At 45.9% G+C, this 24,534-nt stretch carries 22 protein-coding genes and 1 pseudogene; 9 read left to right on the forward strand and 14 right to left on the reverse strand.

Going from position 1 to position 24,534, the window contains the following annotated elements:
- Window positions 1–72 precede the first annotated feature (72 nt).
- A complete protein-coding gene (gene dctP / locus Q502_RS09195; protein WP_103134543.1) occupies window positions 73–1,548 on the reverse strand; it encodes a TRAP transporter substrate-binding protein DctP in 1,476 nt (491 codons plus the stop codon).
- Between the two features lie 276 nt (window positions 1,549–1,824).
- Here dctP and Q502_RS09200 point away from each other — a divergent pair, with 276 nt between their 5' ends.
- A complete protein-coding gene (locus Q502_RS09200; RefSeq protein WP_102819012.1) occupies window positions 1,825–3,216 on the forward strand; it encodes an MATE family efflux transporter in 1,392 nt (463 codons plus the stop codon).
- Here the strand turns inward: Q502_RS09200 and Q502_RS09205 are convergent.
- Window positions 3,213–4,118: an isoaspartyl peptidase/L-asparaginase family protein gene (locus Q502_RS09205; RefSeq protein WP_102819013.1), complete on the reverse strand. Its 906-nt coding sequence runs from the start codon at window positions 4,116–4,118 to the stop codon at window positions 3,213–3,215. The two genes, Q502_RS09200 and Q502_RS09205, sit on opposite strands and share 4 nt — an antisense overlap.
- 158 nt (window positions 4,119–4,276) lie before the next feature.
- Complete coding sequence (locus Q502_RS09210) at window positions 4,277–5,143, reverse strand: MurR/RpiR family transcriptional regulator (RefSeq protein WP_102819014.1); 867 nt, start codon at window positions 5,141–5,143, stop codon at window positions 4,277–4,279.
- Between the two features lie 283 nt (window positions 5,144–5,426).
- Here Q502_RS09210 and Q502_RS09215 point away from each other — a divergent pair, with 283 nt between their 5' ends.
- The 4 genes from Q502_RS09215 to Q502_RS09230 are packed head-to-tail and all read left to right on the forward strand — an operon-like array spanning window position 5,427 to window position 10,179.
- A complete protein-coding gene (locus tag Q502_RS09215; RefSeq protein ID WP_102819015.1) occupies window positions 5,427–6,407 on the forward strand; it encodes an ABC transporter substrate-binding protein in 981 nt (326 codons plus the stop codon).
- Window positions 6,408–6,466: 59 nt separating this feature from the next.
- Window positions 6,467–8,161, forward strand: a complete 1,695-nt coding sequence (locus Q502_RS09220) for an iron ABC transporter permease (RefSeq protein ID WP_102819016.1) — start codon at window positions 6,467–6,469, stop codon at window positions 8,159–8,161.
- Window positions 8,162–8,165: 4 nt separating this feature from the next.
- Window positions 8,166–9,245, forward strand: a complete 1,080-nt coding sequence (locus Q502_RS09225; protein ID WP_102819017.1) for an ABC transporter ATP-binding protein — start codon at window positions 8,166–8,168, stop codon at window positions 9,243–9,245.
- Between the two features lies 1 nt (window position 9,246).
- Complete coding sequence (locus Q502_RS09230; protein WP_102819018.1) at window positions 9,247–10,179, forward strand: hypothetical protein; 933 nt, start codon at window positions 9,247–9,249, stop codon at window positions 10,177–10,179.
- A gap of 118 nt (window positions 10,180–10,297) precedes the next feature.
- Here Q502_RS09230 and Q502_RS09235 read toward each other — a convergent pair whose 3' ends face one another.
- The 5 genes from Q502_RS09235 to Q502_RS09255 form a co-directional block, all read right to left on the reverse strand.
- On the reverse strand, window positions 10,298–11,260 hold the full coding sequence (locus Q502_RS09235; RefSeq protein WP_258006253.1) for an HD domain-containing phosphohydrolase: 963 nt from the start codon (window positions 11,258–11,260) through the stop codon (window positions 10,298–10,300).
- 170 nt (window positions 11,261–11,430) lie between these two features.
- Complete coding sequence (locus tag Q502_RS09240; RefSeq protein ID WP_102819020.1) at window positions 11,431–12,522, reverse strand: RNA-guided endonuclease TnpB family protein; 1,092 nt, start codon at window positions 12,520–12,522, stop codon at window positions 11,431–11,433.
- A gap of 4 nt (window positions 12,523–12,526) precedes the next feature.
- The gene (gene tnpA, locus Q502_RS09245; RefSeq protein WP_102819021.1) at window positions 12,527–12,934 is read right to left on the reverse strand and encodes an IS200/IS605 family transposase; all 408 of its coding nucleotides are present in this window, start codon (window positions 12,932–12,934) and stop codon (window positions 12,527–12,529) included.
- An 87-nt stretch (window positions 12,935–13,021) separates the two neighbouring features.
- Window positions 13,022–15,241, reverse strand: a complete 2,220-nt coding sequence (locus Q502_RS09250) for a PAS domain-containing protein (RefSeq protein WP_102819022.1) — start codon at window positions 15,239–15,241, stop codon at window positions 13,022–13,024.
- Window positions 15,242–15,391: 150 nt separating this feature from the next.
- Window positions 15,392–16,027 (reverse strand): 4Fe-4S binding protein, encoded by a 636-nt coding sequence (locus Q502_RS09255; protein WP_102819023.1) that lies wholly within the window; start codon window positions 16,025–16,027, stop codon window positions 15,392–15,394.
- A gap of 142 nt (window positions 16,028–16,169) precedes the next feature.
- Here Q502_RS09255 and Q502_RS09260 point away from each other — a divergent pair, with 142 nt between their 5' ends.
- Window positions 16,170–16,949 carry a GNAT family N-acetyltransferase gene (locus Q502_RS09260; RefSeq protein ID WP_102819024.1) on the forward strand — a complete coding sequence of 260 codons (780 nt, stop codon included), beginning with the start codon at window positions 16,170–16,172 and terminating at the stop codon, window positions 16,947–16,949.
- A 232-nt stretch (window positions 16,950–17,181) separates the two neighbouring features.
- Here Q502_RS09260 and Q502_RS09265 read toward each other — a convergent pair whose 3' ends face one another.
- Window positions 17,182–17,421, reverse strand: a complete 240-nt coding sequence (locus Q502_RS09265) for a hypothetical protein (RefSeq protein ID WP_102819025.1) — start codon at window positions 17,419–17,421, stop codon at window positions 17,182–17,184.
- Window positions 17,422–17,547: 126 nt separating this feature from the next.
- Here Q502_RS09265 and Q502_RS09270 point away from each other — a divergent pair, with 126 nt between their 5' ends.
- The 3 genes from Q502_RS09270 (at window position 17,548) to Q502_RS09280 (ending at window position 19,661) form a co-directional block, all read left to right on the forward strand.
- On the forward strand, window positions 17,548–17,961 hold the full coding sequence (locus Q502_RS09270; protein WP_102819026.1) for a nuclear transport factor 2 family protein: 414 nt from the start codon (window positions 17,548–17,550) through the stop codon (window positions 17,959–17,961).
- 121 nt (window positions 17,962–18,082) lie between these two features.
- Window positions 18,083–19,336 carry an OFA family MFS transporter gene (locus Q502_RS09275; protein WP_102819027.1) on the forward strand — a complete coding sequence of 418 codons (1,254 nt, stop codon included), beginning with the start codon at window positions 18,083–18,085 and terminating at the stop codon, window positions 19,334–19,336.
- Complete coding sequence (locus Q502_RS09280) at window positions 19,311–19,661, forward strand: hypothetical protein (protein WP_102819028.1); 351 nt, start codon at window positions 19,311–19,313, stop codon at window positions 19,659–19,661. Before Q502_RS09275 ends, Q502_RS09280 begins: the two co-directional genes overlap by 26 nt.
- Here the strand turns inward: Q502_RS09280 and Q502_RS09285 are convergent.
- From Q502_RS09285 to Q502_RS09305, 5 genes and pseudogenes are all read right to left on the reverse strand, one after another.
- Complete coding sequence (locus Q502_RS09285; protein ID WP_102819029.1) at window positions 19,658–19,939, reverse strand: metal-sensing transcriptional repressor; 282 nt, start codon at window positions 19,937–19,939, stop codon at window positions 19,658–19,660. The genes Q502_RS09280 and Q502_RS09285 overlap by 4 nt on opposite strands.
- 2 nt (window positions 19,940–19,941) lie before the next feature.
- The gene (locus tag Q502_RS09290) at window positions 19,942–20,148 is read right to left on the reverse strand and encodes a heavy-metal-associated domain-containing protein (protein ID WP_102819030.1); all 207 of its coding nucleotides are present in this window, start codon (window positions 20,146–20,148) and stop codon (window positions 19,942–19,944) included.
- A gap of 13 nt (window positions 20,149–20,161) precedes the next feature.
- On the reverse strand, window positions 20,162–22,642 hold the full coding sequence (locus Q502_RS09295) for a heavy metal translocating P-type ATPase (RefSeq protein ID WP_102819031.1): 2,481 nt from the start codon (window positions 22,640–22,642) through the stop codon (window positions 20,162–20,164).
- Window positions 22,643–22,999: 357 nt separating this feature from the next.
- Window positions 23,000–23,526: pseudogene (locus Q502_RS09300) on the reverse strand (type 1 glutamine amidotransferase domain-containing protein).
- Between the two features lie 17 nt (window positions 23,527–23,543).
- Window positions 23,544–24,461 (reverse strand): alpha/beta hydrolase, encoded by a 918-nt coding sequence (locus Q502_RS09305; protein WP_102819032.1) that lies wholly within the window; start codon window positions 24,459–24,461, stop codon window positions 23,544–23,546.
- Window positions 24,462–24,534 lie beyond the last annotated feature (73 nt).

Here is a 24,534-nt window from a genome sequence, read left to right on the forward strand (position 1 = left end):
TTGATCAGATAGTAAAACTACTCTAGAGAAGTATCTCGAATCTGCAGAGTATCCTCTTCATTGATTGCTGAGTTACATCCCTTCCGAGGCTGCATGTATTCGGACGTATGTATCTTCACCCCACACGGCAGAGAAACGATTCTGGGAATAGTAGGCTGCCGCCTGTTGTAGCAACCCGGCCTTACATGGTACCAAGACCTGGACACCGTATTTCTGGGCGAGTTCTCCGATTATCTTGGCTTCACGTGCAAGAACTTCCGTTTCCATGTATGATCTCGCTATGTGCAGCGCCTCCAGAATCCAGTTCTTCTGCTTGTCGTTCAGCATCCTCCATGTAGCCTCGCTAATTACCGGGTTGATCGATTCTATCTGATGTCCGGTGAGTATTACGGTCTTTATCGAATCGATGCATTCTTCAGCTGTAATGCATTCAAGAAGCATCTCAGCACCCTGAACCGCACCACAGCTCATTGCTTCCTTTAAAGTGTTCTGACCCATATAGACGGGAGTTGCACCAAGAGCTTTGCAGGCGTCATATGATCCGGGGTAACAGCTTGAGCAGAGTTTCAGCCCCGCAAGTGCTGAAGACTCTTCCATACTTCCTATGGTTTGGTTCAGAAAGAGCTGATGGCTTCCACAATACCAGTTATCGAGGACTCTTATTCCCGTGGCAGCAACTCTGTCGAAAATCTCTGCCATGATTTCACTATCCGTTGCCCTGTCCATGTGTTCCAGGTCCTCAAAGAGATAAGCGGCTGTGAAAATCGAGAGTTCGGGCAGAAACAGAGAGTCAGATATCGTGCACAGGTTACAATCAAATGCCATCAATTCCGTTCCGTTGATTACACCGGAAAGAAGTTCTTTGGAACTACGGTTATTAGTATGAAAGATCCTGACGTAGATGTCTCCTTTGCTGAGAGTGTTTACGGTGCTTGCGAAGACCTTCATCGCCTTAACTTTCACATCATCCAAGGGAGCGGAGGTAAAGGCGCTTATGAATACGCTGTACTCCTCTTCTTCCTCACATTCACTGTAGAAGCCGTCGACTGCTTCTACGGGTTCAGATTCTTCCTTAGATGAAGAGGCAGAAGATGCAAAATAGTAGAATGAGGGATCCCCCTCTTCCTCCCCTTCTCTGTAGAATCCTCTTGCGGCCATATTCTCCAGAGTGATTGGGTCTGTATTGTCTTCTTCATACTTGAAAGAAGAAACCGAAGATACGAAATAGTAGAATGAGGGATCTTCGTATTCTTCGCCTTCTCTGTAGAAACCTCTGACCTCCATGTTTTCTAAAGTGAGTGACTCTAGATTGTTTGCATTATCTTTGACAGAGGGGACATTCACCACGAAAACGTAGGATTCGTTGACTTCTTCCTCCAGGTAGAACCCTCTCGCCTCCATGTTTTCTTTTTTCAGGGAATCTTCTTCGACTGTCTCTTCAACATTAGGTTCGTACATCTCGTCTATCGGTTCTTCGGAAAAAACGGATACACTAAGCATTATTATTGAGACTAAGAGAAAAACTGATATTAACTTCATTCTTCTCATGTAATCTCCTCCTCGGGCCAATGAGGCCTCTTATCGGTTAGATCGCTTTATGTAAGGGCGATATATACCATCGGTTTTTTCCTATCGCAACGAGAGTATAAACCCCGAAATAGCAGCTGAAGGGGTACATTTGCCTCGAACTTGATGGGAACACTTTGCTCAAGAACAGTTTTTTGAGATCTGCTATTCAAGGGTATTGTTAGCGTGACAAATAACTTCATTAGCTTGGTGTATTATGAAGTAGAGTGGATTTTCGTTTATGCTGGAGGGTTTCAGTTGAGATTCAGGAGTTCTGAAGAAAGAGCCATGGCAATGGGGACGATGAAGATTCCCTCTCTGCTCGTCGGTCTTTCGATTCCTTCAATCGTTGCAATGTTGACAAATGCTATCTACAATCTAGTCGATACTTTCTTCATTGGGCGGATAGGCACAAGCGCCGTAGGCGCAGTTGCAGTCGCTTTTCCGATATTCAATCTGATTGGAGCCGTTGGTCTGACTTATGGCGTGGGAGCGGCTTCGTATGTCTCGCGTTTGCTCGGTGCAGGAGATAAGCAACAGGCCGATAAAGCGGCATCTACGGCTCTATTTACGAGTCTGGCGACCGGGATAGCCTTTACATTGCTTGGATTGATATTCTTGGACCCGCTCCTGACCGCTTTTGGCGCAACTGAGACAATAATGGAATATGCTAGGGAATACACAATGATAATCATTATGGGATCGATCTTCACCATGATGAATATGACCATGAACAACCTAGTTAGAGCGGAGGGTAACGCCCAGAGATTCATGGTTGCCATGGTATCGGGAGCTCTACTGAATGTCGCTCTCGATCCGGTTTTCATATTTGGCCTTGGAATGGGAATAACTGGAGCGGCCGTCGCAACTGTAATATCTCAGTCTGTTTCGACGATTATAATCCTCGAGTACTTCGTTCGTAAGAAGAGTTACACAACTCTATCGATAAGGCTGTACAGGTTCTCTCTTCAGATATACTCAGAAATCTTCAAAATTGGGCTTCCGACATTCTTGCGACAATCCCTGTCCAGTTTCGCCGTTGCACTGTTGAATAACGCCGCCGGAAACTACGGGGACCACGCCGTTGCGGCCGTCGGAATAACAATGAGGGTTCTTATGTTGGGCATGATGGTTCTATTCGGATACGGTCAAGCATTTCAACCGGTTGCTGGCTATAATTACGGCGCAAAGAAGGTTTCGAGAGTTTTCGAAGCTCTGAGATTTTCGGTGATCGTGACAACGGTCTTTGCAACGGTTTTTGCCATAATCGGGTTGACAATACCTGGTTCGATTATCAGCATCTTCAGTAATGACCCCGAAGTCATCGATGTGGGTTCCAGAGCCTTTAGGGCGGTAAACATTTTCTTTCCCACATCCGGCTTCGTGATAACCTTCACAGTTTTGTTCCAGGCACTTGGAAAAGGTTTCGCGGCTGGCTTCCTTTCGATGTCGAAGCAGGGGTTCTTCTTGATTCCCGCAGTGATTGTCTTGCCAAGGTTTTTCGGACTCAACGGAGTGATTTATTCTCAAACAGTTGCAGATTTCTTTACACTTTTCATTGCGGCTATTCTTGCATTCATGATCGTTAGAAAACTCAAGTCGCAGAGTAGAGAGCTTCCCGTGGAAGAACAGGGGGCTAGTTACACCTAGAAGATTACAGGTGAATTCCCTTCTCTTATGAAGGCCCAAGACATATCTTTGGCAGTGTGACCAATTCCGATGTTCCCATATCTGTCGATCGCTATGAGTCCACATTCACAGTTGAAGTATCTGGCTCTCTCGAGAGCGATGTCTACGGATTTTTGAGCGGGGTATTGTTCCATGAAGAAGGCGACCAGCCTGCTCAGTGTGAGCTTCATGATCTTTTCTCCATGACCCGTTGCGGAGATTGCACCGAATGAGTCCGCATAGGTTCCTGCTCCCAAAATGGGGCTATCTCCCACTCTACCGAAACTTTTCATCATCATTCCGCCCGTGGATGTTCCGGCGACCATTCTTCCGTGGTCGTCTAGTGCGACCGCGCCGCAGGTAGAGTGATATTTCTCGGCTTGTTTTGCCAGCTTGACGCTCTTTCCAAATCTAGTCTTCTCGCCTCTGGCGATTTTTTCAAGTTCTTCTTTCCACTGAAGGTGTCTTTTCGGAACGATCAGTTCATCTTCCCTAGGAAACCCTAGAACTGTAACGAATTCCTCCAGTTCGGCTCCGGCAAGCAAAACATGATCGGTTTGCTCCATGACGGCCCGTGCCACCGTTATGGGATGGAGAATTCTCTTAAGTCCGGAAATCGCCCCCGCATTTAGGTTGTTGTCCATTATCGCAGCATCCATTTCTATATCGCCGCGATAAGTAAGCGCCGATCCCCTGCCACAGTTAAAGGTGGGATCTTCTTCCATCACGGACACGGCGGTAACAACGGCTTCTTCTGCGTTGTTCATCTTCTGAAGAGTTGAGAATCCTTGCTTGACAGCCTCTTCGACTCCTCTTCTGTGTTCATCGGCGTCTATTACGCTACTAAAGCTTCCGGTACCGCCGTGTACAATGATGGCCTTCATGCAAACACCTCGTTTCAGGCAATAGAATCTTCCTTGATGAAAACAAGAACACTCCTCTTTAAAAAGCAATTCAGATGCCGCGGTGGGCTAAGTCAATTTCCCTCTTCGATTCCTTTTTTCTTTTCACAAATTAGAGCCTTCACAAACAAGCGATGAAACTACTTGCTCTTTCCTTCAGTACTTATTGCCTTGTAACCTCTCTCCTCTACCTCAAACAACCTTCTCATCTCCTCCATGCCGGTCTTCTTCTCGCTTAGAATGATGAAGTTCCCTATCATTTCCGCTACTGCAACGGGTCCGACGAAGGAATTGCCAAACAGAAGTGAGTTGTTCTCGCACAAAATCGACGAATAGGCTTTTGAATAGACCGGACAGTCAATGGAATCTGTAACGAGCAGAGTTCTTGCGGTTCTTTCACGTGCAAAGTCGATCATGTATCCCACTTCTTTTGAGTATGGAGGAAAGGTCATAACTATCAGAGCGTCATTTCTTTCCATAAGCTTTATTTTGAAGGAAAAGTCGGAGACCGATCCCGACAACAACCAGGTCGGCTTCCGCTGGAGAACGGAGATTGTGTACCGCATCAACGAAACCACGTGTCTTGTAGCGCCAAAGCCCCCGAAATAGATGTTCCTGGCTGTCCTTATAGTGTCCACCCATTTGTGAAGCTCTTCTTCTCTGATCCCGGACAGAGTGTTTTTGAGATTGTTGATCTCATTCTGTCTTAGCAATTTCAACTGGTTTTCCACCGGAGCCATGTCAAGTTCTGTCGTTGCGATCTTTTCATACGGAGATAGCCTTCTTCTAAGTTCGCGCTGGATAGCCTTTTTCAGTTCATTGAATCCCGAGAAACCGAGACGCCTAGAGAATCTGACTACAGATGCCTTGCTAGCGCAGGCCATAGAGCTGAGTTCTTCAATGGACATGAATCCCACTTGCGAGTATTCTTTGAGGATATAGGTTGCTATCCTTTTGTAAGCTGGCGATAAACCATCTTTTATTTTCGCTATTTCTTCGGATACCATTGTTATCAACCTTTCGGCAAGGAATTAGTTAATCACTTATTTTATGAAACTATCTTTTCATAATAATAGCATAGTGAAACTATATTTTCATAACTGTATTCGCTGATTTTTGGAAAAAACTGAGATGATCGGTGAACTGTCAAAGCTTGATCTCGATGCTCAATTTCGTGAGAGATGATTTGGTAGATTTGATGTGATCAAGGTCTGTAGGAATTAGTTTGGAAACATTCTACTTAGCAGTTCATGATGATAGAATATAGCTACACTAATAGGAGGTGGATTTATGAAGCGAGTTCTTATCCTTACGATCTCTCTGATGTTAGTAGCAGCGGCCTTTTCAAACCTGGTGGTTTATTCCAGTGTGGATGAGGCAAATGCAAGGAAGATATTGAACGCATTTGTAGAGGAGACCGGAGTCAAGGTAGATTTCGTATTTCTTTCATCCGGGCCGGCGCTTGCACGAATCGAAGCAGAATCAAACAATCCACAGGCAGATGTTTGGTTTGGGGCTCCTTTGGAAAATCACATTATTGCAAAGGAAAGGGGACTTACGCAGTCTTATAGGACACTGAGCGTGTACGGTGTATCTCCAGAATTCTATGATGTTGAGGGCTATTATCACCCGATTTACATGAATCCTCTTGGCGTTGGAGTGAACACTTCAGTTATTGAGCAGATCAAAGCTTCTGTACCGGAAACATGGGAAGATCTCCTTGATTCTTCATACAGGAGAATGATACAATATCCAAATCCACAGTCTTCAGGAACTGCATACAGTCTGATAACTGGTCTTGTGAAGATTTACGGTGAAGACGGGGCTTTCGAGTATCTGAAAAATCTCGCTCCAAACATCCAGACCTACACACAGAGCGGAACTGGACCCTCCAAGGCCGTCGGCCCCGGTCAGGTTGCGCTTGGAATTCAGTTCACCCCTGCTTTCTTCCAGTTCATGGAACAGGGATATCCCGTCACCGTGGTTTTCCCTAAGGAGGGCGTACCATACGAAGTGGCATCCGTTTCGATTCTAAAGGGTGCCAGGAATCTCACCGATGCCCAGAAGTTAATTGACTGGGTTGTGTCAAAAGCCGGTCAGCAGCAGGTGGTTGATCAAAAAACCTTCTTCTACCCGATCAGGCCAGATGTTGACTTCGGCAGTCTGCAGCCTCTTTCGACCATTAACCTTGTTTCAGTAGATCCATCCTGGGCTGCAGAAAACAAGACCAGACTTATCGAAAGATGGATTAACGAAGTGCTTCCATACTAACGATCACTTAGATTTGCTTTGAGGGGGAGAAATCCCCCTCTTTAATAGGAGGTCGTCCTGTGGCTATAAGGGGAGAAGAAGCAAAAAATAGGTTTCTGAATCTTCTTAGGGATCCAGTTCTGCTTTTGATAATAGTCCTGATATTCGCTGCCCTGGCAATATTCATTGTCTATCCCCTATTCAGGGTTTTCGCGGTCAGTATGACCGACAAGGAGGGCAGATTTGACCTGAGCGCGTACAGCCACGCCTTCTCGAATCGATACATGAGGCAGGGCTTCTTCAACAGCCTTTTGGTGGCTAGCCTTACGGCAATATTCGGAATGCTTGTCGGGTATCTGTTTGCTTACACTCTTAACAGAACGGATATTCCGCTGAAGGGCTTTTTCAGAACCGTTGCCGTTCTGCCGATAGTCTTTCCACCGTTTATTGGCGCACTTTCTATCATAATGCTATTCGGATTCAACGGGATCATTACCGCCGGGATATTCGGGATCAGGAATTTCCCGGTGTACGGTTTATGGGGTCTCATGATGGCCCAGGTGGTCTGCTTTTTTCCGGTTGCCTTCATCACATTGGACGGCGTTATAGGAACCATCAGTCCGACACTTGAGGATGCCGCCTTCAATCTCGGTGCAAATCGATGGCAGGCCTTCAGGAAAGTAATTCTTCCGATGTCGGTTCCGGGTATTGCCAGCACAATGCTCGTTCTATTCATAGAATCGCTCGCCGACTTTGGAAATCCTTTGATTCTTGCAGGCAGCAAATTTCCCGTGCTCTCAGTTCAGGCATACCTGCAAATAACCGGAATGTTTGATACTAGAGGGGGCGCTGCCCTCGCGGTCTGGTTGCTATTCCCTTCCATAGTGGCATTCGTAATCCAGAAGTACTGGGTGGGGAAGAAGAAGTACGTCACGGTTACAGGGAAACCGACGACTTCCGTCCTGAAAAGCGTCAGTAAACCGGTGAAATGGATTCTATTCTCCCTATGTATGTTAATTGCGGTCTTCACGCTGACTATTTATGCAACTATATTCTGGGGAGCTTTCGTTAAGGCGTGGGGGATGAACAACACCTTCACCCTCGAGAATTTCAGATACGTCTTTGATGTTGGACTGGAAGCAATCAAGGACACTCTCATTATTGCTTTCACATCCACACCGATATCTGCCGTTCTTGGCATGATAATCGCGTTTCTTCTGGTTCGTAAAGTCTTTCCCGGAAGAAGAGTAATGGAATTCACTTCAATGTTAAGTTTCGCAGTTCCGGGAACAGTAATCGGAATAGGTTATATTCTTGCATTCAACAAGCCTCCGTTGCAGCTGACTGGTACTTTGGCAATACTCGTTCTCAATTTCGTCTTCAGATATATACCCGTTGGAATACAGTCGGGTGTTGCTTTGCTCAACCAGGTAGATCCTGCGATCGAAGAGGCGGCATATACACTTGGAGCAGATAACAGGCAGGTTTTCACGAAAGTGACGCTGCCCCTTATTATGCCGGCCTTCTTCTCCGCTCTAGTCTTTGCCTTTGTAAGGGCGATGACTGCAATCAGCGCGGCGATATTTCTTGTTTCGGCCAGATGGAACCTGATAACAGTTCAGATACTGAGTCAGAGTGATTCCGGACGTCTATCGGAAGCATGTGCCTTTTCTGTGCTGTTGATCGGTATGATTATGAGCTTCATTCTTATATTGAAGATCTTCCTGAAGAACAAAATTAGTCTATCCAGCGGTGGAACGGCGGGACAGGGGTGATTACATGAGTCTGATTCTGAGAAATGTTAGAAAAGTCTTCACGAGTTATGGTACAGAAACAGTCGCCGTTGACGACTTCGATCAAGAAATCGGGAAGGGGCAGCTTGTAACACTCCTGGGTCCTTCGGGATGTGGAAAGACGACCACATTGAGAATCATTGCCGGGTTCGAAGTTCCGACAAATGGTCGAGTTTTGCTGGATGGGAAGGACGTCACAAACCTGCCTCCCAATAGGAGGAGCATTTCGATGGTCTTCCAGAGTTACGCTCTCTTCCCTCACCTAACTGTGGAGGAGAATATCGCTTTTGGTCTGAAGCTGAAGAGACTTGATAAGAAAACCATGAAGAAAAAGATACGGGAGATGACAGACCTGGTGGGACTTAAGGGTCTTGAAAAGAGACGACCCGATCAACTGTCCGGCGGTCAACAGCAGAGAGTTGCATTGGCGAGAAGCCTTGTTATGGAGCCGAGCGTTCTTCTTTTTGATGAGCCGCTCTCGAATCTCGATGCGAAATTGAGGGAATCGATGAGGCTCGAAATCCGTCGAATACAGCAAGAGGTTGACATCACCAGTGTGTACGTTACTCACGACCAGGTAGAGGCGATGAGTATTTCCGATGTCATTGTGGTAATGAACGACGGAAAAGTAATGCAAATAGGAAGTCCGTTTGATATCTACGCCAGACCACAGAACAGTTTTGTAGCAGATTTCATCGGACGGGTCAATTTCATCGACGGGGAAGTGGAATCTGTCGACGGCGACTCAGTGACCGTGTTGTGCAGCTCTCTGGGAAAGAGGTTTGTAGGCAGTAAGGGAGGTGAATTCGCTGTCGGAGACAGTGTTAGGATAGTATTGAGACCGGAGTCCCTTTCTGACAGGGAAGAAGACAAGATCAATATTCTTAATGGGAAGGTCTTGAAGTATGTCTTCCTCGGATCGAATGTTGAATATGAGATAGAGCTTCCGGATGGAAAGAGGTTGAACGCAGTGACTTTCAACCCAATTGAAAGAAAGTTTCCCGTTGTAGGCAAGGAAACCGAACTTTTCTTCTCAAAGAAAAGTGCATGGGTCATAAAGAGCTGATATGGATGGTCATGATGTTCTGACCTATTACTGTCTGGATAGGCGCAAGGGCTTTCTCTCTGAGAAAGTAGAGGTTACGCCTTATACTTATGAAGAAGAAGACCCAGGCCCTTACAGTCTTTCAGAGAGAGGCTTCGAAGATTATCTGGGGCGACAGTACCTTTCCGATTCGGACGAAGAGTTGCGGTTGGATTTCTTCGAGAATTCGTTGCCGATCGAGGGCAAAGCCCCCGCCTGGCAGATAATGACCGTTTACTCTTATGAACCTGATTTTGGAATGGATAGAGACCTGAAGCTTTCTCCCCTGCAAAGGTTTGTGGGAAGCAGCGGAGCGTGGCGACATGAAGAGTTTCACATCATACTTCGCTTTGGCGAAGTGACAAAGAGATTCCTTCATTTCGATCAAATGAGCGAACTAGCTATGCAAAAGGGTGACAGGTACTGGGCTCTGAGATTTGCGGCCCGTGCCATTCACTATCTCGAGGACTGCGGAACCCCGTACCACACCTCTCCGGGGACCCTCTTCGAAGTACTCAAGATTCCTTTTCTATACAAGAGGCAGTTCAAGAAGATAAGCACATTCCACAAATTCCACGACAGGTACTTAGGCTACCGGCTTTGGAGAGAGTACGGTACGTACATTGAAGAGATCAAGACCGCGGAGCCCAACGATCCAAAATCCCTAGAAGTCGTGGCTAAAACAACGAGAAGGGAAGCATTGCGGCTTCTTCCCGAGACCGAGCGATCAATCAAGACTTTGCTCGACGAGGACCCGCCGATGTTTTCCGGAATAGAGTGCTCAAAAGATTACTATGACAATCTGGTTGCTTGTAAAGATACAAGCGAACTTGACCGAATAAGTCGTAAAGTGCTGAAGAACACCTCTTCAGCTGTGAAGACATACCTGAAGCATCTTGACCGGAGGTTCTCTTAGAAGATCCATTGGGGAAAGAGCCAAGGCACAGAAAAGCCTCTGGGGACGCAAAGCTGCCTTCGGCAGGTGGCGAGGAATCAACAACGAACAACTTCATTCTTGAGAGAGTATCAGAGCTTTAGGATTTGAACTCAAATCCCTCGTCGAAGACTTCTAGGCAAACATTAACGACCTTTCTGTCGTAATACTTGCCCGAGTTTTGGATTATCTCTTCAAGGGCCTTGTCCATTCCCAGCGAAGCTCTGTATGGTCTGTGTGAAGACATAGCTTCAACAACATCGGCTACGGTGATTATTCGGGCTTCAATTCTAATATCGTCTCCCTTAAGTCCTCGAGGGTAACCCGAGCCGTCAAGCCTTTCATGATGCTGGAACACTATTTCCGCTATAGGCCACGGGAAATAGACTCCCTTAAGTATTTCGTAACCCTTTGCAGAATGCTCTCTAACAAGGTGATACTCGAGATCGTTAAGTCTCACGGGCTTTGTCAGTATTTCTGTCGGTACCGCACTCTTTCCTATGTCGTGAAGCAACGCGGCAACTCGAATCGATTCGATAATGTCCTTGTATTTATCATTATCTGAATATAGTCTTCGGGCAATAGCAACTGAAAGCTCACTCACCCGTTTCTGATGGCCGGAAGTGTATGGATCTCTCGCCTCGACAAGAGATGACAGTGTGTTTATTAGTGATTCAAGGCTTCTTTGAACCGACTCCTCTGATCTCTTTCTTTCGGTAATATCTAGAACGATCGCGACGAATACACGCTCATATTCGTCTTCATGTAGTTGAAGTCTCACTTCCACGGGATAGGCAGTTCCGTCTTTTCTGACATGCTCGGTCTCAAAGACTTCATAGGACATCGGGTCTTTTTTGAGTCTGTTCAGAACTTCCTCAAAAACTCCTCTATCCATCTTAAGTTGCAGATCCAGAGGAGTCATTTTACGCAGTTCATCAAGAGTGTAACCCGAGTTTTCCGTAGCCCCTCTATTCGCTTGAAGGAAACGCAATGAGTCCGGGTCGAACAAATACATCTCGTTGAACGAGAGATCTATGACACTCCCAAGCCTCTTAAGGGCCATTTCGGCAATCCTTCGACTTTTGACACTCCCCATGCGTAAAGGCAGGGGATTCTTGGGTGATTAAACCGAAGTCCATTTCTGGTATCGGAGTATGACCCCAAGTTCAGGGCTGTGCCATCAGCCCGTCCCTAGGCAGAGCATATCAGCTCCTAGGGCTGGCAGACTATCGCTTACGCTACACCATCTGCCACAGTTGCGGAAATAATATTTATCGCTCCCAACCTATCCCGGTGGGTTTTAAATCCGCAACCGCACACATATTTTCTATCGTTGGCTTTGTTGCGTTTACCACATTTCGGGCATTTCTGGCTTGTATATTCGGGATTAACGTATTCTATTTTAATTCCTGCCAGAATTGCCTTGTATTCGATGTACTTTGCCAGTCGATAGAAACTCCAAGTATGCAAATTCTTCTCATTTTTGCGGCTTGTTTTTGCCGTGTTGCGGATATTCGTCAAGCGTTCCATACGAATAACTGCAACATGATTTTCTTTCGCAGAATTAACAATTCGGCGGCTGATTTTATGGTCTTGGTCTTTCATCCAGCGCTGTTCCTTGTCGTGGCGTTTTTTTATAGCTTTGAGCTTCTTGAGTTCGCCGAGTTTTCGCCGTACTGAACGATGTTTGCGCTTGATAAATTTATTTTGTCTGCCATTACCAATGAATTTGGTTTTTCCTCCTTCCACAACGGCTACAGCAGGATTTTTAAGACCTAAATCCACACCCATGATTTTATTACTGGTCTTAGACTGTTCTTCATCCATTTCTACGGCTATTTGGGCTATGTATTTACCTGATTTTTGAGTTATACGAAGACTACCGAGTTTGCCGTTTAACCGTTCCCGTTGGTAGTCGGTCAGCACTGCTTTAACTTCAATACGTTTAGACTTATCGGCAATTAATACAGGAAACGACAGGATATTTTCTTTTAGAGAATAGTTCTGGTTGTTCCAGATTCCAACAGGTTTTTTAAGAATTGGCACTCTGACTTCTTTCTGGTCTTCTGGTTTTAATCTGGCATTGGCACAAACATTCTTTTTATACTTTTCGAAAACGCTTTTAGCGTCTTGTATCGCTTGGTTTTTTACTGCACTGGGAAGCTCCGCAACAACGGTTTTACTAGTATATTTAAGGGGTGTATCGGATTTTACGAAGTCTGCTACGATGTGGTTGACCAAGCGGATGTATTCTTGAGTTGTTGCTTGAAGAAGAGTATCCTGTTCTCTAGTCGGCTCTAATTTAATTTTGACGGTGATTTGCACTTTTTCACCTCCTTTGCGAAGTTTTTTGGCTTTCGATATACTGTTTAATTGCGGAAAGTGGCGCACCGCCTACTGTAGCAGCAAAATAACTGTTTGTCCAAAGTGTAGGCAATTTCGTCGTCAAGTGTTTGAATTCTTGCCTAAGTATCCGTGAAGTATGACCTTTAATTGCTTTAATAAGTTTATGGACTCCATATTGCGGGTCTACTTCGACAAGCAAGTGAACATGGTCAGGCATGATTTCCATTTCGATGATTTCTGCTTGACGTTCGGCACAGATACTTACAATCAACTCCTCTAATCGTAGTTCTACATCACCAACCAAAACTTTCCTACGATATTTAGGGCACCAGACTATATGGTACTTGCAAGAGTGTACAACATTGTTGTTCGACTTAAATTTAGTGTTCATACATGTATTAGACCATATCACACTATCTGATACAAATAGAAGAATTAAGCCGATTGAAAAACATCGAGTTTTCTAATCGGTTGTGCCTCATATCCCCATAGCTGAAGCAAGGGGCTTTACGGCACTTTCGGTAATGTCCAGAGCGATAGCGGCGATCATCGGTTTGTCGCCTTCGGAAGGTATGGGGAATTTCTGTACATAGAGGATCTTCTCCTGACCGTCGGCAGCCATAATCCTTTCTTCCCTCACTATCTGTTCTCCATTCTGAGTTCGCAGGTCGTCGTCAAGTATATCTCTGCCTAGCTTTCCGGGGTAGTTTTCCTTCGGATCTCTTCCAATCCAGTCGTCCTTGAACCCGAACATCTTGCTTGCAAAATCGTTGAAGTATGTCATTCTCAAATTGCTGTCCGAAATGAATACTGCTCCGGGAAGTCTATCCATGAACAGAGAGAATCTTCTCTGGAGAAGTTTCTCGTTCTTCTCAAGCTTGAGCTTGCAGATTGCGTAAGAGATATCGTCGACTATTTCGGAGAAGAGGTCTCTTTCTTCCTTTGAAAGATAGAAACTTGCCTTAATGACAACTGCCATGGCCCCCATGCAGTTGTCAGCAACTCTTAAGCCTTTTGCAAACACCGCAAGATCACCGGAGTCGCTAAATGTCAAGCACTTCTCGTGGTATTCCTTACTTCCGATCGAAATAACGCCTTCCCTTTCCATTGCCTCTCTCAGCATGGGAGGAATATGACCTGATTCTAAACTGGATTCTATTTCCAGCAGTTGAGATCTGCTGAAGCCCGAGGCGGCCCAGCTTGAAAGGTCCCCATTATTGGTCAACAGAATCATGCATCTCTCAAACCCTCTGGAGCCGGTCATCAACTCGGCACTCTTCTTTATGAGATCATCGATATCATTTTCGGTAACGATCAGACGATTAACTCTTCTAATTGAGGAAAGAACTCCGCTCTGGTGTTCTAGCTGAGCTTCAATTCTCATTGATGAAATGCCGAATGAGATGTCTTCAGCAAGCTCCTCCAAGAGTCGAACTTCCTCGCTATCAAAAGCGTCTTCATACTCCGAGTAAATCACCAGGCTGCCTATTACCCTCTTATCGACTAAAAGAGGGATTGCAACCGAGGCTTTCAGCCCGTACTTCAAAACAGTGTCTTTCCAAGGCAGATAATCGGGGGAACGATCAATGCTTCTGGTAATAACGGTCATTCCGGTCTTAATAGCTTTTCCTATGGCACTTCTGCTCAGTTCGCTTTCATCCCAGGTAATTGCAACTTCAAACGGATAGTCCTTTGCCTTTCCGCTGACGGCAACCGGGTCAAGAGTCTTTTCTCCGGGCCTCTTAAAAGCTACCCAGGCAAGCGGGAAATCTCCAATCTTGGCGACGATATCACAAAGTCCATTGAGAAGAGATGCTTCTTCCTTTGCATGAACCAAGAACTCATTTGCCCTTAACATCAGTGTTAGCAACTTGTTAAGCCTTTGGAGTCTCATTTCGGCCGCTCTGTGCTGTGTTAGATCCGTATGGATCCCGACCATTCTCAAGGGTTCGCCGCTACTGTTCCTCGATACTACCTTTCCACTGTCGAGAACCCAGACAGACGAGCCGTCCTTCCCAATAAGCCTATACTCCAGCTGATAATTGGGTGTCTTGCCAGTAAGGCATTTCTCCAGAAGAGACTCCACTTCAGCGAGATCTTCCGGATGAACTCTCTTCTTCCATTCCTCTACGCTACTGGAGATCTCTTCATCAGAGAAACCCAGCATCTCCTTCCATCTTCTTGAGAAGAAAACGTGACCGGTCTTGATATTCCAATCCCACACACCTTCTTCCGAGGCGTCTATTGCAAAAGTCAACCTTTCTAGACTGTCCTTCATATCGTCCTGAATCGAGATTCTCTCTAGGGTATTTGAAAGAACCGAAGTCGCGGATAAGAGTAGCTTCCTCTCTTCTTTCAGGAAAGGTTCATCTTTGAAGAGTGATTCGTTGATAAGCGATATACTTACCTCTCCCATCTTCTTTCCATTTACGACTATGTCGGAAGAGATCGCCCTTTCGTTCGACCAATTGTCTCCAGAATTCCAGATACTCCCGTTGAATTCGATTCTTATAGATACTTGATCGGTGAACCTGAATCCTTTGGGAAGCTGATCAATTAGCAGACTGACAGCTTCATTTGCTGTCGAGGATCCGTGAAGCGCGCTGGAGATCTTGTAGATACAATCCAGTTCTTTCATTCGCTCCTGAAGAGCGAAGACGAATTTCTCCAGCTTGTCGCTACCTTCTTCAATCGTCACATAAACGCCTCGCTCTGCAGTAGTCTAGAATCATTCTAGCATTAAACAGCCAGACAACAAAAGGTTATGATGACAACGAAAATAACCGCCCCGAAGAGTGCGGGACGGTAAGTAAGTGTTTCAGAAGGCATCACTACTATGGGTATTCAATCACTCGGATCTAGAGTATGTTATTGACAGTTTAGGACACTTTTCCTTGCACTTGAGGCAAACGAGGCACTCTGAATTGTCTATCTTCATTCCATCACTCTCTTTTTCGATGGCGCTAACGGGGCAGACCTTCTGGCAGATTCCGCAGGATACGCATGAAGGTTTGTCAACCTTCATACTGAAAAACGGTTTCTTCGAGAAAAACGTTAATAGCGTTCCAAAGGGACATATATACCTGTGCCAGAACTCCTCCTCAAATATCAGAGTAACCAATACCGAAAACGCTGTGATGTAAAGAAGGAGATTGATCTTGATTTTGAAAACCCTAACCGAAATCATAAGCACCACAAAGAGTATCAGAATCGCCCATCTGAATACGCCGTTCTTGAATATCGCCGGCGTTCTTAGCCTCTTCAGCCTCAATTTCGCATACAACCAGTCTATTGGCCTGAACAGGGTCTCCATGGGGCAGATCCATTCACAATAGATTCTCCCCAGAAAGAGAGCGCCCAGAAGTCCGACGCCGAATACCAAGAACCATCTCTGCAAATCCCTGTTTCGCAGCAAGAATACGAAGAGAGCGAGAAAAAGGACCTCCACGATCACTCTTAGTGTTGCAGCTTTCTTGCTAGACATAATCATCTCTCCTTTCATTCAGAGTCTATAGCAAACAGAGAGTCAAGTACGTGACATAAGTCACGAACTCGGTATTATCAGTCGAAATCGAATTCAAGCTGGTATAGTCTTCTATATGTCCGTAAATGCGGGGGGTGTTTCTTTGAAGAAGATCGAAGGAAGTGAATGGAAGAGACTCCTACCTTTTCTGTACAGAAACAAGGAGTTCAACATGTTCATTATTGGAGATATCGAGAATACGAGTTCCGATTCAGAGCATATGGAGATATTCCTCGATGGAGATCTAGACGACCCGAAAGGTGTCCTCCTTCGTTACTACAAGTTCTTCATTCTAGCCGATTCCAGTAGAATGGATTTTCGAGAAGCTGCAGGTATCATAAAGAGGGATGTTCGGGCAATGATGCTTACCGGAAGCGTCTACGGGATAGACAAAATGGCTCCGTATCTTAGTGAGATGTGTGAGGAAGAGGACGCTCTGCGTTTTGCCGTCATGAAGGAACCCAACCTTGTCGAGTCTGTATTCGAAGTGAGAAGAGCAACGATGAAGGATGCCACAAAGCTTCTGGAATTTCTTTGCTCAGTAGAAGAGTTTCATGCTACGGAAGAAGAGTCTTTCATGGCCACACTGAGAGACGGAAGCACTCGAAGATATATAATTGAAGATAGGAGCGAAATCGTGGCTACGGCTGCCAGTACTTCCGAGAGTTGCGATATGGCGATGATCATTGCAGTTGCGACTAGGAAGGACCATAGAGGGCGAGGCCTGGCATCGGCAGTAGTATCCAGACTCTGCGGGGATCTCCTTGCCGAAGGAAAGACTCCCTGTCTGCTCTACGACAATCCTGATACGGGTAGAATCTACAATCGACTTGGATTCAGGGAGATCGGGGAGTTAAAGACGCTAAGATTCAAGAAACCATAGATTCATTTAGAAATCGATTACTAGACCTACTTGACCCATCGGGACGAAACTGGTTTCTGGAGAAATGATTCTTTGGACCACGTTCAGGTTCAACCCTAGCTGGAATCCGGCCTTAAGTCCAGGTGAGATATTTCATTTCGTTTCCAGAAGCACGCCCAGAACTGCTGCGAGACTAAACGATTCGGAGATGATCGCTCCCAGGCAACCTCTCATAAGCGCTGAAACTTCCATTCTATCCTTTCGTAGCATTATCGATGAGCAACTGTATCCCCCTGTGAAAGAAAAAGGCCAGGGGCTGCCGGTCCGAATATCGTGATCGGCGGTATGCTCCAAATCCAAAGCAAAGACCAGAATCCATCTCAAAGGACAGACCGAGTATTGAGAGACCTTCAATCCCCATCCTCAACGTAAGCCCCGGAAGTAACGAAATGAAAAGGAGAATCGCAATAATCGAAGCGAGAACTTTCCGCATGATCCACCTCCCTTCTTCGGGAAGATTATATTGTTTTGTCTTTCATAAATAGCCTCATCTTGTACACAGATGATCGGCAGGTTGATGATAAAATCTTACTAGTGACAAAGAGTGAGGTGTGAGTTGATGGAGCATGGCAAGATATCGCCTAAGGAAGTAGTTGAGAACTTCTTTGACAGTTATAGAAATCACGATCTCGAGTCAATCGAATCGCTATGCTGTGCTGATATTACCTATGTGAATCCCGAAGGGCTCGTAAGTAATGGGAAGGGTGAGTTTCTTGAGCTTCTGGAAAAGGAGTTTGATTCGTTTGGGGTTCTCTTTGAGCCGATATCTTGGGAAGTTACAGTTGAAAGAACCTCGTTCTGTTTTGTTTCATGGAAACGAGGTATGAAAATCGCAAGAAAAGCTGCATTCAGGAGAGTAGAGGTATTCGGTTCGGCACTTGTTGTGAAAGCAGATGGCAAGTGGCAACTGATGCACTTCCAGCATGGCTTTACAAGTTCTTACGCCGGCCTTCTGAAAGCCAAGAAGAAGTGATTGCAATCTCACGGATCGCTTTTTCTCGCTAAGGATCGTACATCTAAGTGATTTTCGGCACTACGAACCGACTAAACAGATTAGCCCGGCAATTAGCGTCATTTATTAGGAGGACAAATCTGTGGAAAACAACAGGAAAGCCTGGCTCGTAGTCTTTAGTGGTTTGGGGGTCAATTTGACTCTCGGGGTCCTTTATTCGTGGGGAATTATCTCAGCGGCCTTGATAGACGACTTCAACTGGACAGCAACGCAGACTCAGATTCCTTATATGCTTGCTTCAGCGGTCTTTGCTTTAACCATGATTCCAGGAGGAAAGCTGCAGGATAGATTCGGTCCAAAGCCAGTTCTTTTCGTATCCTCACTTCTTGCGGGGATGGGTTTTATCTTCTCGGGGATGAATCTTACCGTAGCCGGGTTAACCTTCTTTTTCGGGTTCGTGTTCGGGCTTGCGATGGGATTTGGCTATTCATCGCCAACACCGGCTGCAGTCAAGTGGTTTCATCCCGATCACAGAGGGCTGATATCAGGTATTGTTGTTAGCGGTTTTGGATTGGCACCTGTGTATATAGCGCCGCTGACTTCGAGCCTCATTGCTATGTTTGGACTGCCGACGGCTTTGGTGATTCTTGGTGTTCTCTTCTTTCTGATTGTCTTTTCCCTCACCTTCCTAATCTCCAACCCTTCCGATGGTGTGGAAAAGGTAAAACTTAAGAAGAAGCCTAGAAGAACCCATAGGCTGGCGACAAAGGATTACTCATTGTCCGAAATGATGAAGACACCGCAGTTCTATATTTTGTGGACCATGTTCTTCTTTGGTACGTTTGCAGGACTGCTCATTATCGGTCAGATGTCGAAGATAGGGTTAGAGCAGGCATCAATTAGCAATGGATTTCTGCTGGTGGTTGTTTATGCGATTTTCAATTTCATTGGCCGGGTAACGTGGGGCACGATATCTGATTATATTGGAAGAACGGCCACCCTATTCACTATGTTTTCCATTCAGGCTCTCATATACTTCCTGTTCAGTTCATTCACCAACCCTGTTGCTCTGTTGATAGGGAAGAGCGTTGTGGGATTCACTTTTGGCGGAATGCTCGCAATCTTTCCGGTTGTAACTGCCGATTTCTACGGTGTGAAGAATCTTGGACTGAATTACGGGGTAATGATAACGGCCTGGGGTGTAGGCGGAGTCATCGGCCCTTTGCTAGGTGGGATTGCGCGCGACCTTACGGGTGGATACGGGATAAGCTACATAGTCTCAGCTGTTCTGAGTGTTATGGGTGCAGTGCTAAGTCTTATAATCAGACATCCAGAAGCAGAAGACCGCAAGGGACGTTTGGGGGAACCGGATGGTAAAACGGGTGGAAGCACTTGAGAAGATCAGGAAGACTCTGGCCGTCCTATCGGACGACGTTCAGTGGAAACTAGATGACATCGTCCAAACGATAGGAGATCTCATAGATGCGGAAAGAGAGATAAAGGTGGATTCTCTGAGAAAGATAGCAGCGATGAGTTCCCACAGAAGAAGACTTCTAAGCTATTACCTGACGGCTGTCGAAGAGAGAAATTCTTTTCTGAAGCAGAGAATTGAAGACTTATGGCAAGTAGAAGACAATGAGCTTCAGGAGGTTATCGAGGATCTTCAAGAACTGTCCAGAGATTCTCAGGACATGAAGAACGAACCTCCGGCTGGAGACTAGAGGCTCTTCTCTATATATTTCATGAGTGTTTCTAGCTCCGCTATCTTCTCCTCAATATCGCCGGAAACCACTGCTTCTCTTATGCAGGTTTCGATATGCTTGTTTACAACTGTTGTGTTTGCCTTCTTGAGGAGCGAGATGACAGCGAGAAGTTGAGTGGAAATATCTATGCAGTATCTCTCTTCTTCTATCATCTTGATTATACCGTCTATCTGACCTCTGGCCGTCTTAAGAATCTTGAGAGCCCCGTCGTGTTTGTGATGAGAATGTGTATTCATAATTACTCTCTGATTCCCCTAAATGAATAACCTGCATCTTCAATAATCTCTCTCAAGCGGTTCTCTTCAATATTCTTGGTTGTGAAGATTTCTGCGATTCCTTCATCAATGTCTACCACTGCGTCCTCCACGCCTTCCACAGACTTCAACGCTCTTTCCACTCGCATTTTGCAGTGATTACAGCTCATTCCTCCAATTTCAAGCTTCATAGTATTCCTCCTTCTAGATTCGTACTCTCTTCAACCTCAGTGCGTTTGCGACTACACTAACACTGGAAAAGGCCATGGCTGCACCGGCTATCATAGGGTTAAGCTTTATTCCGGCCACTTTGTAAAGGAGACCGGCTGCCACTGGTATTCCAATAACGTTATAGAAAAAGGCCCAAAAGAGATTCTCTTTGATGTTTCTGATGGTTGCTCTGGATAGCTTTATTGCCTTCGGAACATTATTAAGATTGTCGCTGATAAGAACGACATCTGAAGACTCGATAGCGATGTCGGTTCCCGATCCGACGGCAATGCTTATATCGGCCTCCGCCAGTGCCGGGGAATCGTTTATCCCGTCGCCAACCATCATGACGGTCTTGCCTTCTTTCTTAAGATCAACAACCTTTCTCGCCTTGTCTTCGGGCATTACTTCGGCAAGGACATTCTCGATTCCTACCTGTTCTGCGATTGCTTTCGCGGTCCTGGTATTGTCTCCCGTCATAATATAGGTATCTATTCCCATTTCTTTCAGCGTTGATACGGCTTCCAAAGAATTCTCTTTCACAACGTCTGCAATTCCAAACACCGCCGCCGGTTTGCCGTCTACGGAGACAGAAACGGGGGTCATTCCCTTGCTGGAAACCTTGTCCACTAACTCCATCTCTTCCGCAGATAGACCAACAAAATGGTGATTCCCGATTCGTACCTCTCTTCCGTTAACTACTGCGATGATTCCCTTTCCAGGGTATGCCTCGAATGAAGAGACTTGCAGCAATGTGCCGTGATAAGCAATCGAAATAGCCGAGTCTAGAGGATGAGAGCTTCTTCTGGCGACGCTTGCAGACAGTTGTAATACCTGATCGCTGTCTAGAGATCCCATTGTGTGAATGTCTACAAGCTCAGGTCTTCCTCGCGTTATGGTTCCTGTCTTGTCGAATACGATAGCATCAACCTTATGGGTTACTTCCAGAGCTTCTCCGTTTCTAAAGAGGATCCCCAACTCTGCTCCCTTTCCTGTGCCGACCATGATTGCTGTAGGAGTAGCGAGTCCCAGGGCGCAAGGACAGGCAATCACAAGGACTGCGATCATCATTGACATGGAGAACGCGAATCCGTAGCCTAGGAGTATCCATGTAACAAAGGTGACTGCAGCAGCAATAAGTACAAAGGGCACGAAGTAGCCGCTCACGATATCTGCCATCCTTGCTATCGGAGCCTTAGAAGACTGAGCATCTTCAACGAGCTTTATTATTCTCGATAAAACTGTATCGCTCCCTACTACAGTAGCCTTCATCTCAAATATTCCGCTGATGTTTGTTGTGCCGCCGATCACCTTAGCACCCTTCTGAACGTCAACGGGGATAGATTCCCCGGTTATTACCGATTGATCGATGGAGCTCGTTCCTTCCAAGATTTCCCCGTCTACCGGAATTCTCATTCCGGGCTTGACAAGGAGAGTATCTCCAACCTCGGTTTCCTCGATCGCAATTTCTTCGAAGCCGTCGCCCCTCTTCACATAAGCCGTTTCCGGAGATAGACTCATTAACTTCATTATTGCATCGGAAGTTCTGCCTCTCGAAAGGTTCTCTAGATATTTACCAAGCGAGATCAAAGCAATAATCACTCCTGCCGATTCAAAATAGAGATCTGCTACGTAAACGTGGTTACCAAGAGCGATTTGAGCCGTTGCAAAGATACCGTACGCAAACGCTGCGCCTGTTCCGAGACCAACAAGACTATCCATATTTGGATTGCCTCTGAAGAGATTCGGTATTCCCTTAAGATAAAAATCCTTTCCGGCAATTACTATCGGGATTGTTAAGAACAGCTGAATCATAGCGAAGTTCAACGGATTCATATGAGGATCTATGATTATGGGCAATCTGAGCCCGACCATATGGCCCATGGCAACTATCAACAAGGGCAGAGCAAAGATTGCGGAGAATACCAGCTTCCTCTTGTAAGAGAGCGTCGCCGCCTCTTTTCTTAAGCGGCTTGCTGCAAGGTTTTCCGTTATGAGGCCTCCAGCCTTATAGCCTGCCTTTTCGACGGCCGCCTTAACTTGACCGATTCTAAGAACGTCGGGATCATACTCAAAGGAAACGGTATCTGAGGATAGATTCACGCTGACGCTCTTGATACCTTCTAGTCTACCGATCGCTTTCTCAACAGCTACGGAACATGCTGCGCAGGTCATGCCATCAATTTCCATTACGGCCTTTCTTCCGGACTTCACTTCTTTGAGCGAGTAGCCAGAGTTTTCCACTGTTTCAAACAGCATTTCTCTATCTATTCTGTTTGCAGCTTCGATAGAAAGTCTTTCCGTTGAAAGATTGACGGTCGCACTCTTCACCCCTGCGATTTTCAAGGCAGCTCTTTCAACCGCTTTTGCACAGGCTGCGCAGGTCATACCTTCAACGATATACTCTTCTTTCAAATCTAATCCTCCCCTTAATTTTTGGTTCTCCTTCTGGTTCTCGCTAAGCACTTTCCGCATCTAGTTGAGACCGCGCACTTTTCCAGTTCCTTCTATGACCAAACTCTCCTTACACTGAGAAATTCGAAAATCGGCCTATTTCCATGAACTGGCTGCAAACTCTTCTTCATAATGCTCGTAAAGAGCAAAACTCAAATCATCTTACAACTCCCCTCCCTGGGGGGAGGTATTATTATAATACAATAAATTCTGTCGGTTTTCAACGAATCTGAATTGATTCTGGGATTTGTACCCTATAAAAAGTTCTGAAGAAAGTTGAAGAGAATTATCAGATAGATTCTTTTCTCCTTGGAAGTTATATGATTGTTTAGGATCTAATCTGGCTGTCTGAAATAACCCGCTTGCTGAGATTGAGTATCAGCGGATTCTGCCTTCCATTGCTCTGACAAGTTCTCTGCAGAAGTCAGGAATGTCCTTCACTACACGCCCCCAAACTAAGTTGCCGTCACTGAAAGCTGGTTCATCCAACCAGATTGCGCCTGCATTCAACAGGTCATCCTTTATGCCGTCGCTGCCGACAGATTTTGAACCTTCTACGATTCCGGCTGAAATGCCGACAAGTCCTGCGTGACAAATCATAGCAATAATCTTTTTCTGCTCGTTTGCAGTCCTTATGAGGTCTTTAACATCTTCAAATCGTCTGAGCTTGTCGGGTGCCCACCCGCCGGGTACTAGAATCCCATCTACTTCTGAAACATCTATCGATTTGAAGTCCGCATCTGATATTGCGGTAAGCCCACCCTTGCCCTTGTACAGCCTATTCTTCTCTTTTCCGGCGACAGTAACTTCTGCGCCCTCCTCTTGAAGTCGCTGGGTACCCAGAACTCGAGATCTTCAAATCCGTCTTCTACGAGAACTACGACTCTCTTTCCTCTCAGCTTCACGTTGCACCTCCGAATCGCTAAAGAGTTATTAGAAACCATTCGAGAGTGGCTTCAATGATTTCCATTACTTTATCTCGCCTATCAAAAAGATCGAATATGTGGCCCGAATCCTGTTCAAGGAGCCTGTCGACTCCCTTGTGGTATCTGGTAAAGAGCCTTGAAGCTTCCGGCTGAGGGAATACAATATCGTCCTTAAGCCCTGATACGACAAGAAGAGGACCTTCATAAGAGACTATCTCGGCCACAGGATTGACTGAAAAAAGCTCATCAAAAAACTCCCTTCTCAGTACGGTAAAACCTCCCCAGGAAATGTTCGCTTCTATCTCCTCCAATGGAGAGGCTATCATTGCCCTCTCAACAGAATCTACACCGAGAAGAGCTGAGTACGAGTGTATAGGTATTGCAACCGCAGACCAGAGAGCGACACTTCTTACTCTTGAATCTCGACCGGCAAGGCAAGCAGCGACCAGGCCGCCTTGACTGAGGCCGACCACGCCAATTCTTCTGCTGTCAACGCTATCTAGAGATGAAATGAAGTCAATAGAGGAGACAGCATCAAGGATCTGCTTGTTAAAAGTAGTGTCCTTCCACTCTCCTTCACTGATTCCCGAGCCTCTGAAATCGAATCTCAAAGTGCCAATACCCTTTTCGGCGAAGGCCGTTGCGGTGATCTCAAATAGCGATTCTTGCGAATCATACACGATTAGATCGTTCATGTGGCCAAGAAATCCATGGAGGAGCAGCACAATTGGTACATAGCCTTCTTGGAGCTCCGGTATGGTAAGAACTCCGTTTATTCTCAGCCCTTCACTGTAGAAGTGGACGGCGGTCTCTGAGACAATGTACTCTGAGTCGGAAAGGGCTGCATGCGATGATACTGCAAGCAGAATGAAAACGGATAGAATCAGAATTTCTTTTAAGAAGTGTCCTTTCACTGTTCACCTCCGTGTTTTTGCACTATCGATTTCATTCTACTCTCTGAAGAGGAACTAGGGCCAGAATTTGCTC

The sequence above is a fragment of the Mesotoga sp. Brook.08.YT.4.2.5.2. genome, from assembly GCF_003351125.1.
Lineage (GTDB): Bacteria > Thermotogota > Thermotogae > Petrotogales > Kosmotogaceae > Mesotoga.

Coding starts and splice junctions, on each gene's coding strand:
- dctP (WP_103134543.1), bottom strand. CDS start 1,548: ATGAGAAGAATGAAGTTAATATCAGTTTTTCTCTTAGTCTCAATAATA.
- Q502_RS09205 (WP_102819013.1), bottom strand. CDS start 4,118: ATGAAGGCCATCATTGTACACGGCGGTACCGGAAGCTTTAGTAGCGTA.
- Q502_RS09210 (WP_102819014.1), bottom strand. CDS start 5,143: ATGGTATCCGAAGAAATAGCGAAAATAAAAGATGGTTTATCGCCAGCT.
- Q502_RS09215 (WP_102819015.1), top strand. CDS start 5,427: ATGAAGCGAGTTCTTATCCTTACGATCTCTCTGATGTTAGTAGCAGCG.
- Q502_RS09225 (WP_102819017.1), top strand. CDS start 8,166: ATGAGTCTGATTCTGAGAAATGTTAGAAAAGTCTTCACGAGTTATGGT.
- Q502_RS09230 (WP_102819018.1), top strand. CDS start 9,247: ATGGATGGTCATGATGTTCTGACCTATTACTGTCTGGATAGGCGCAAG.
- Q502_RS09235 (WP_258006253.1), bottom strand. CDS start 11,260: ATGGCCCTTAAGAGGCTTGGGAGTGTCATAGATCTCTCGTTCAACGAG.
- tnpA (WP_102819021.1), bottom strand. CDS start 12,934: ATGAACACTAAATTTAAGTCGAACAACAATGTTGTACACTCTTGCAAG.
- Q502_RS09255 (WP_102819023.1), bottom strand. CDS start 16,027: ATGTCTAGCAAGAAAGCTGCAACACTAAGAGTGATCGTGGAGGTCCTT.
- Q502_RS09265 (WP_102819025.1), bottom strand. CDS start 17,421: ATGCGGAAAGTTCTCGCTTCGATTATTGCGATTCTCCTTTTCATTTCG.
- Q502_RS09270 (WP_102819026.1), top strand. CDS start 17,548: ATGGAGCATGGCAAGATATCGCCTAAGGAAGTAGTTGAGAACTTCTTT.
- Q502_RS09280 (WP_102819028.1), top strand. CDS start 19,311: ATGGTAAAACGGGTGGAAGCACTTGAGAAGATCAGGAAGACTCTGGCC.
- Q502_RS09285 (WP_102819029.1), bottom strand. CDS start 19,939: ATGAATACACATTCTCATCACAAACACGACGGGGCTCTCAAGATTCTT.
- Q502_RS09290 (WP_102819030.1), bottom strand. CDS start 20,148: ATGAAGCTTGAAATTGGAGGAATGAGCTGTAATCACTGCAAAATGCGA.
- Q502_RS09295 (WP_102819031.1), bottom strand. CDS start 22,642: ATGCGGAAAGTGCTTAGCGAGAACCAGAAGGAGAACCAAAAATTAAGG.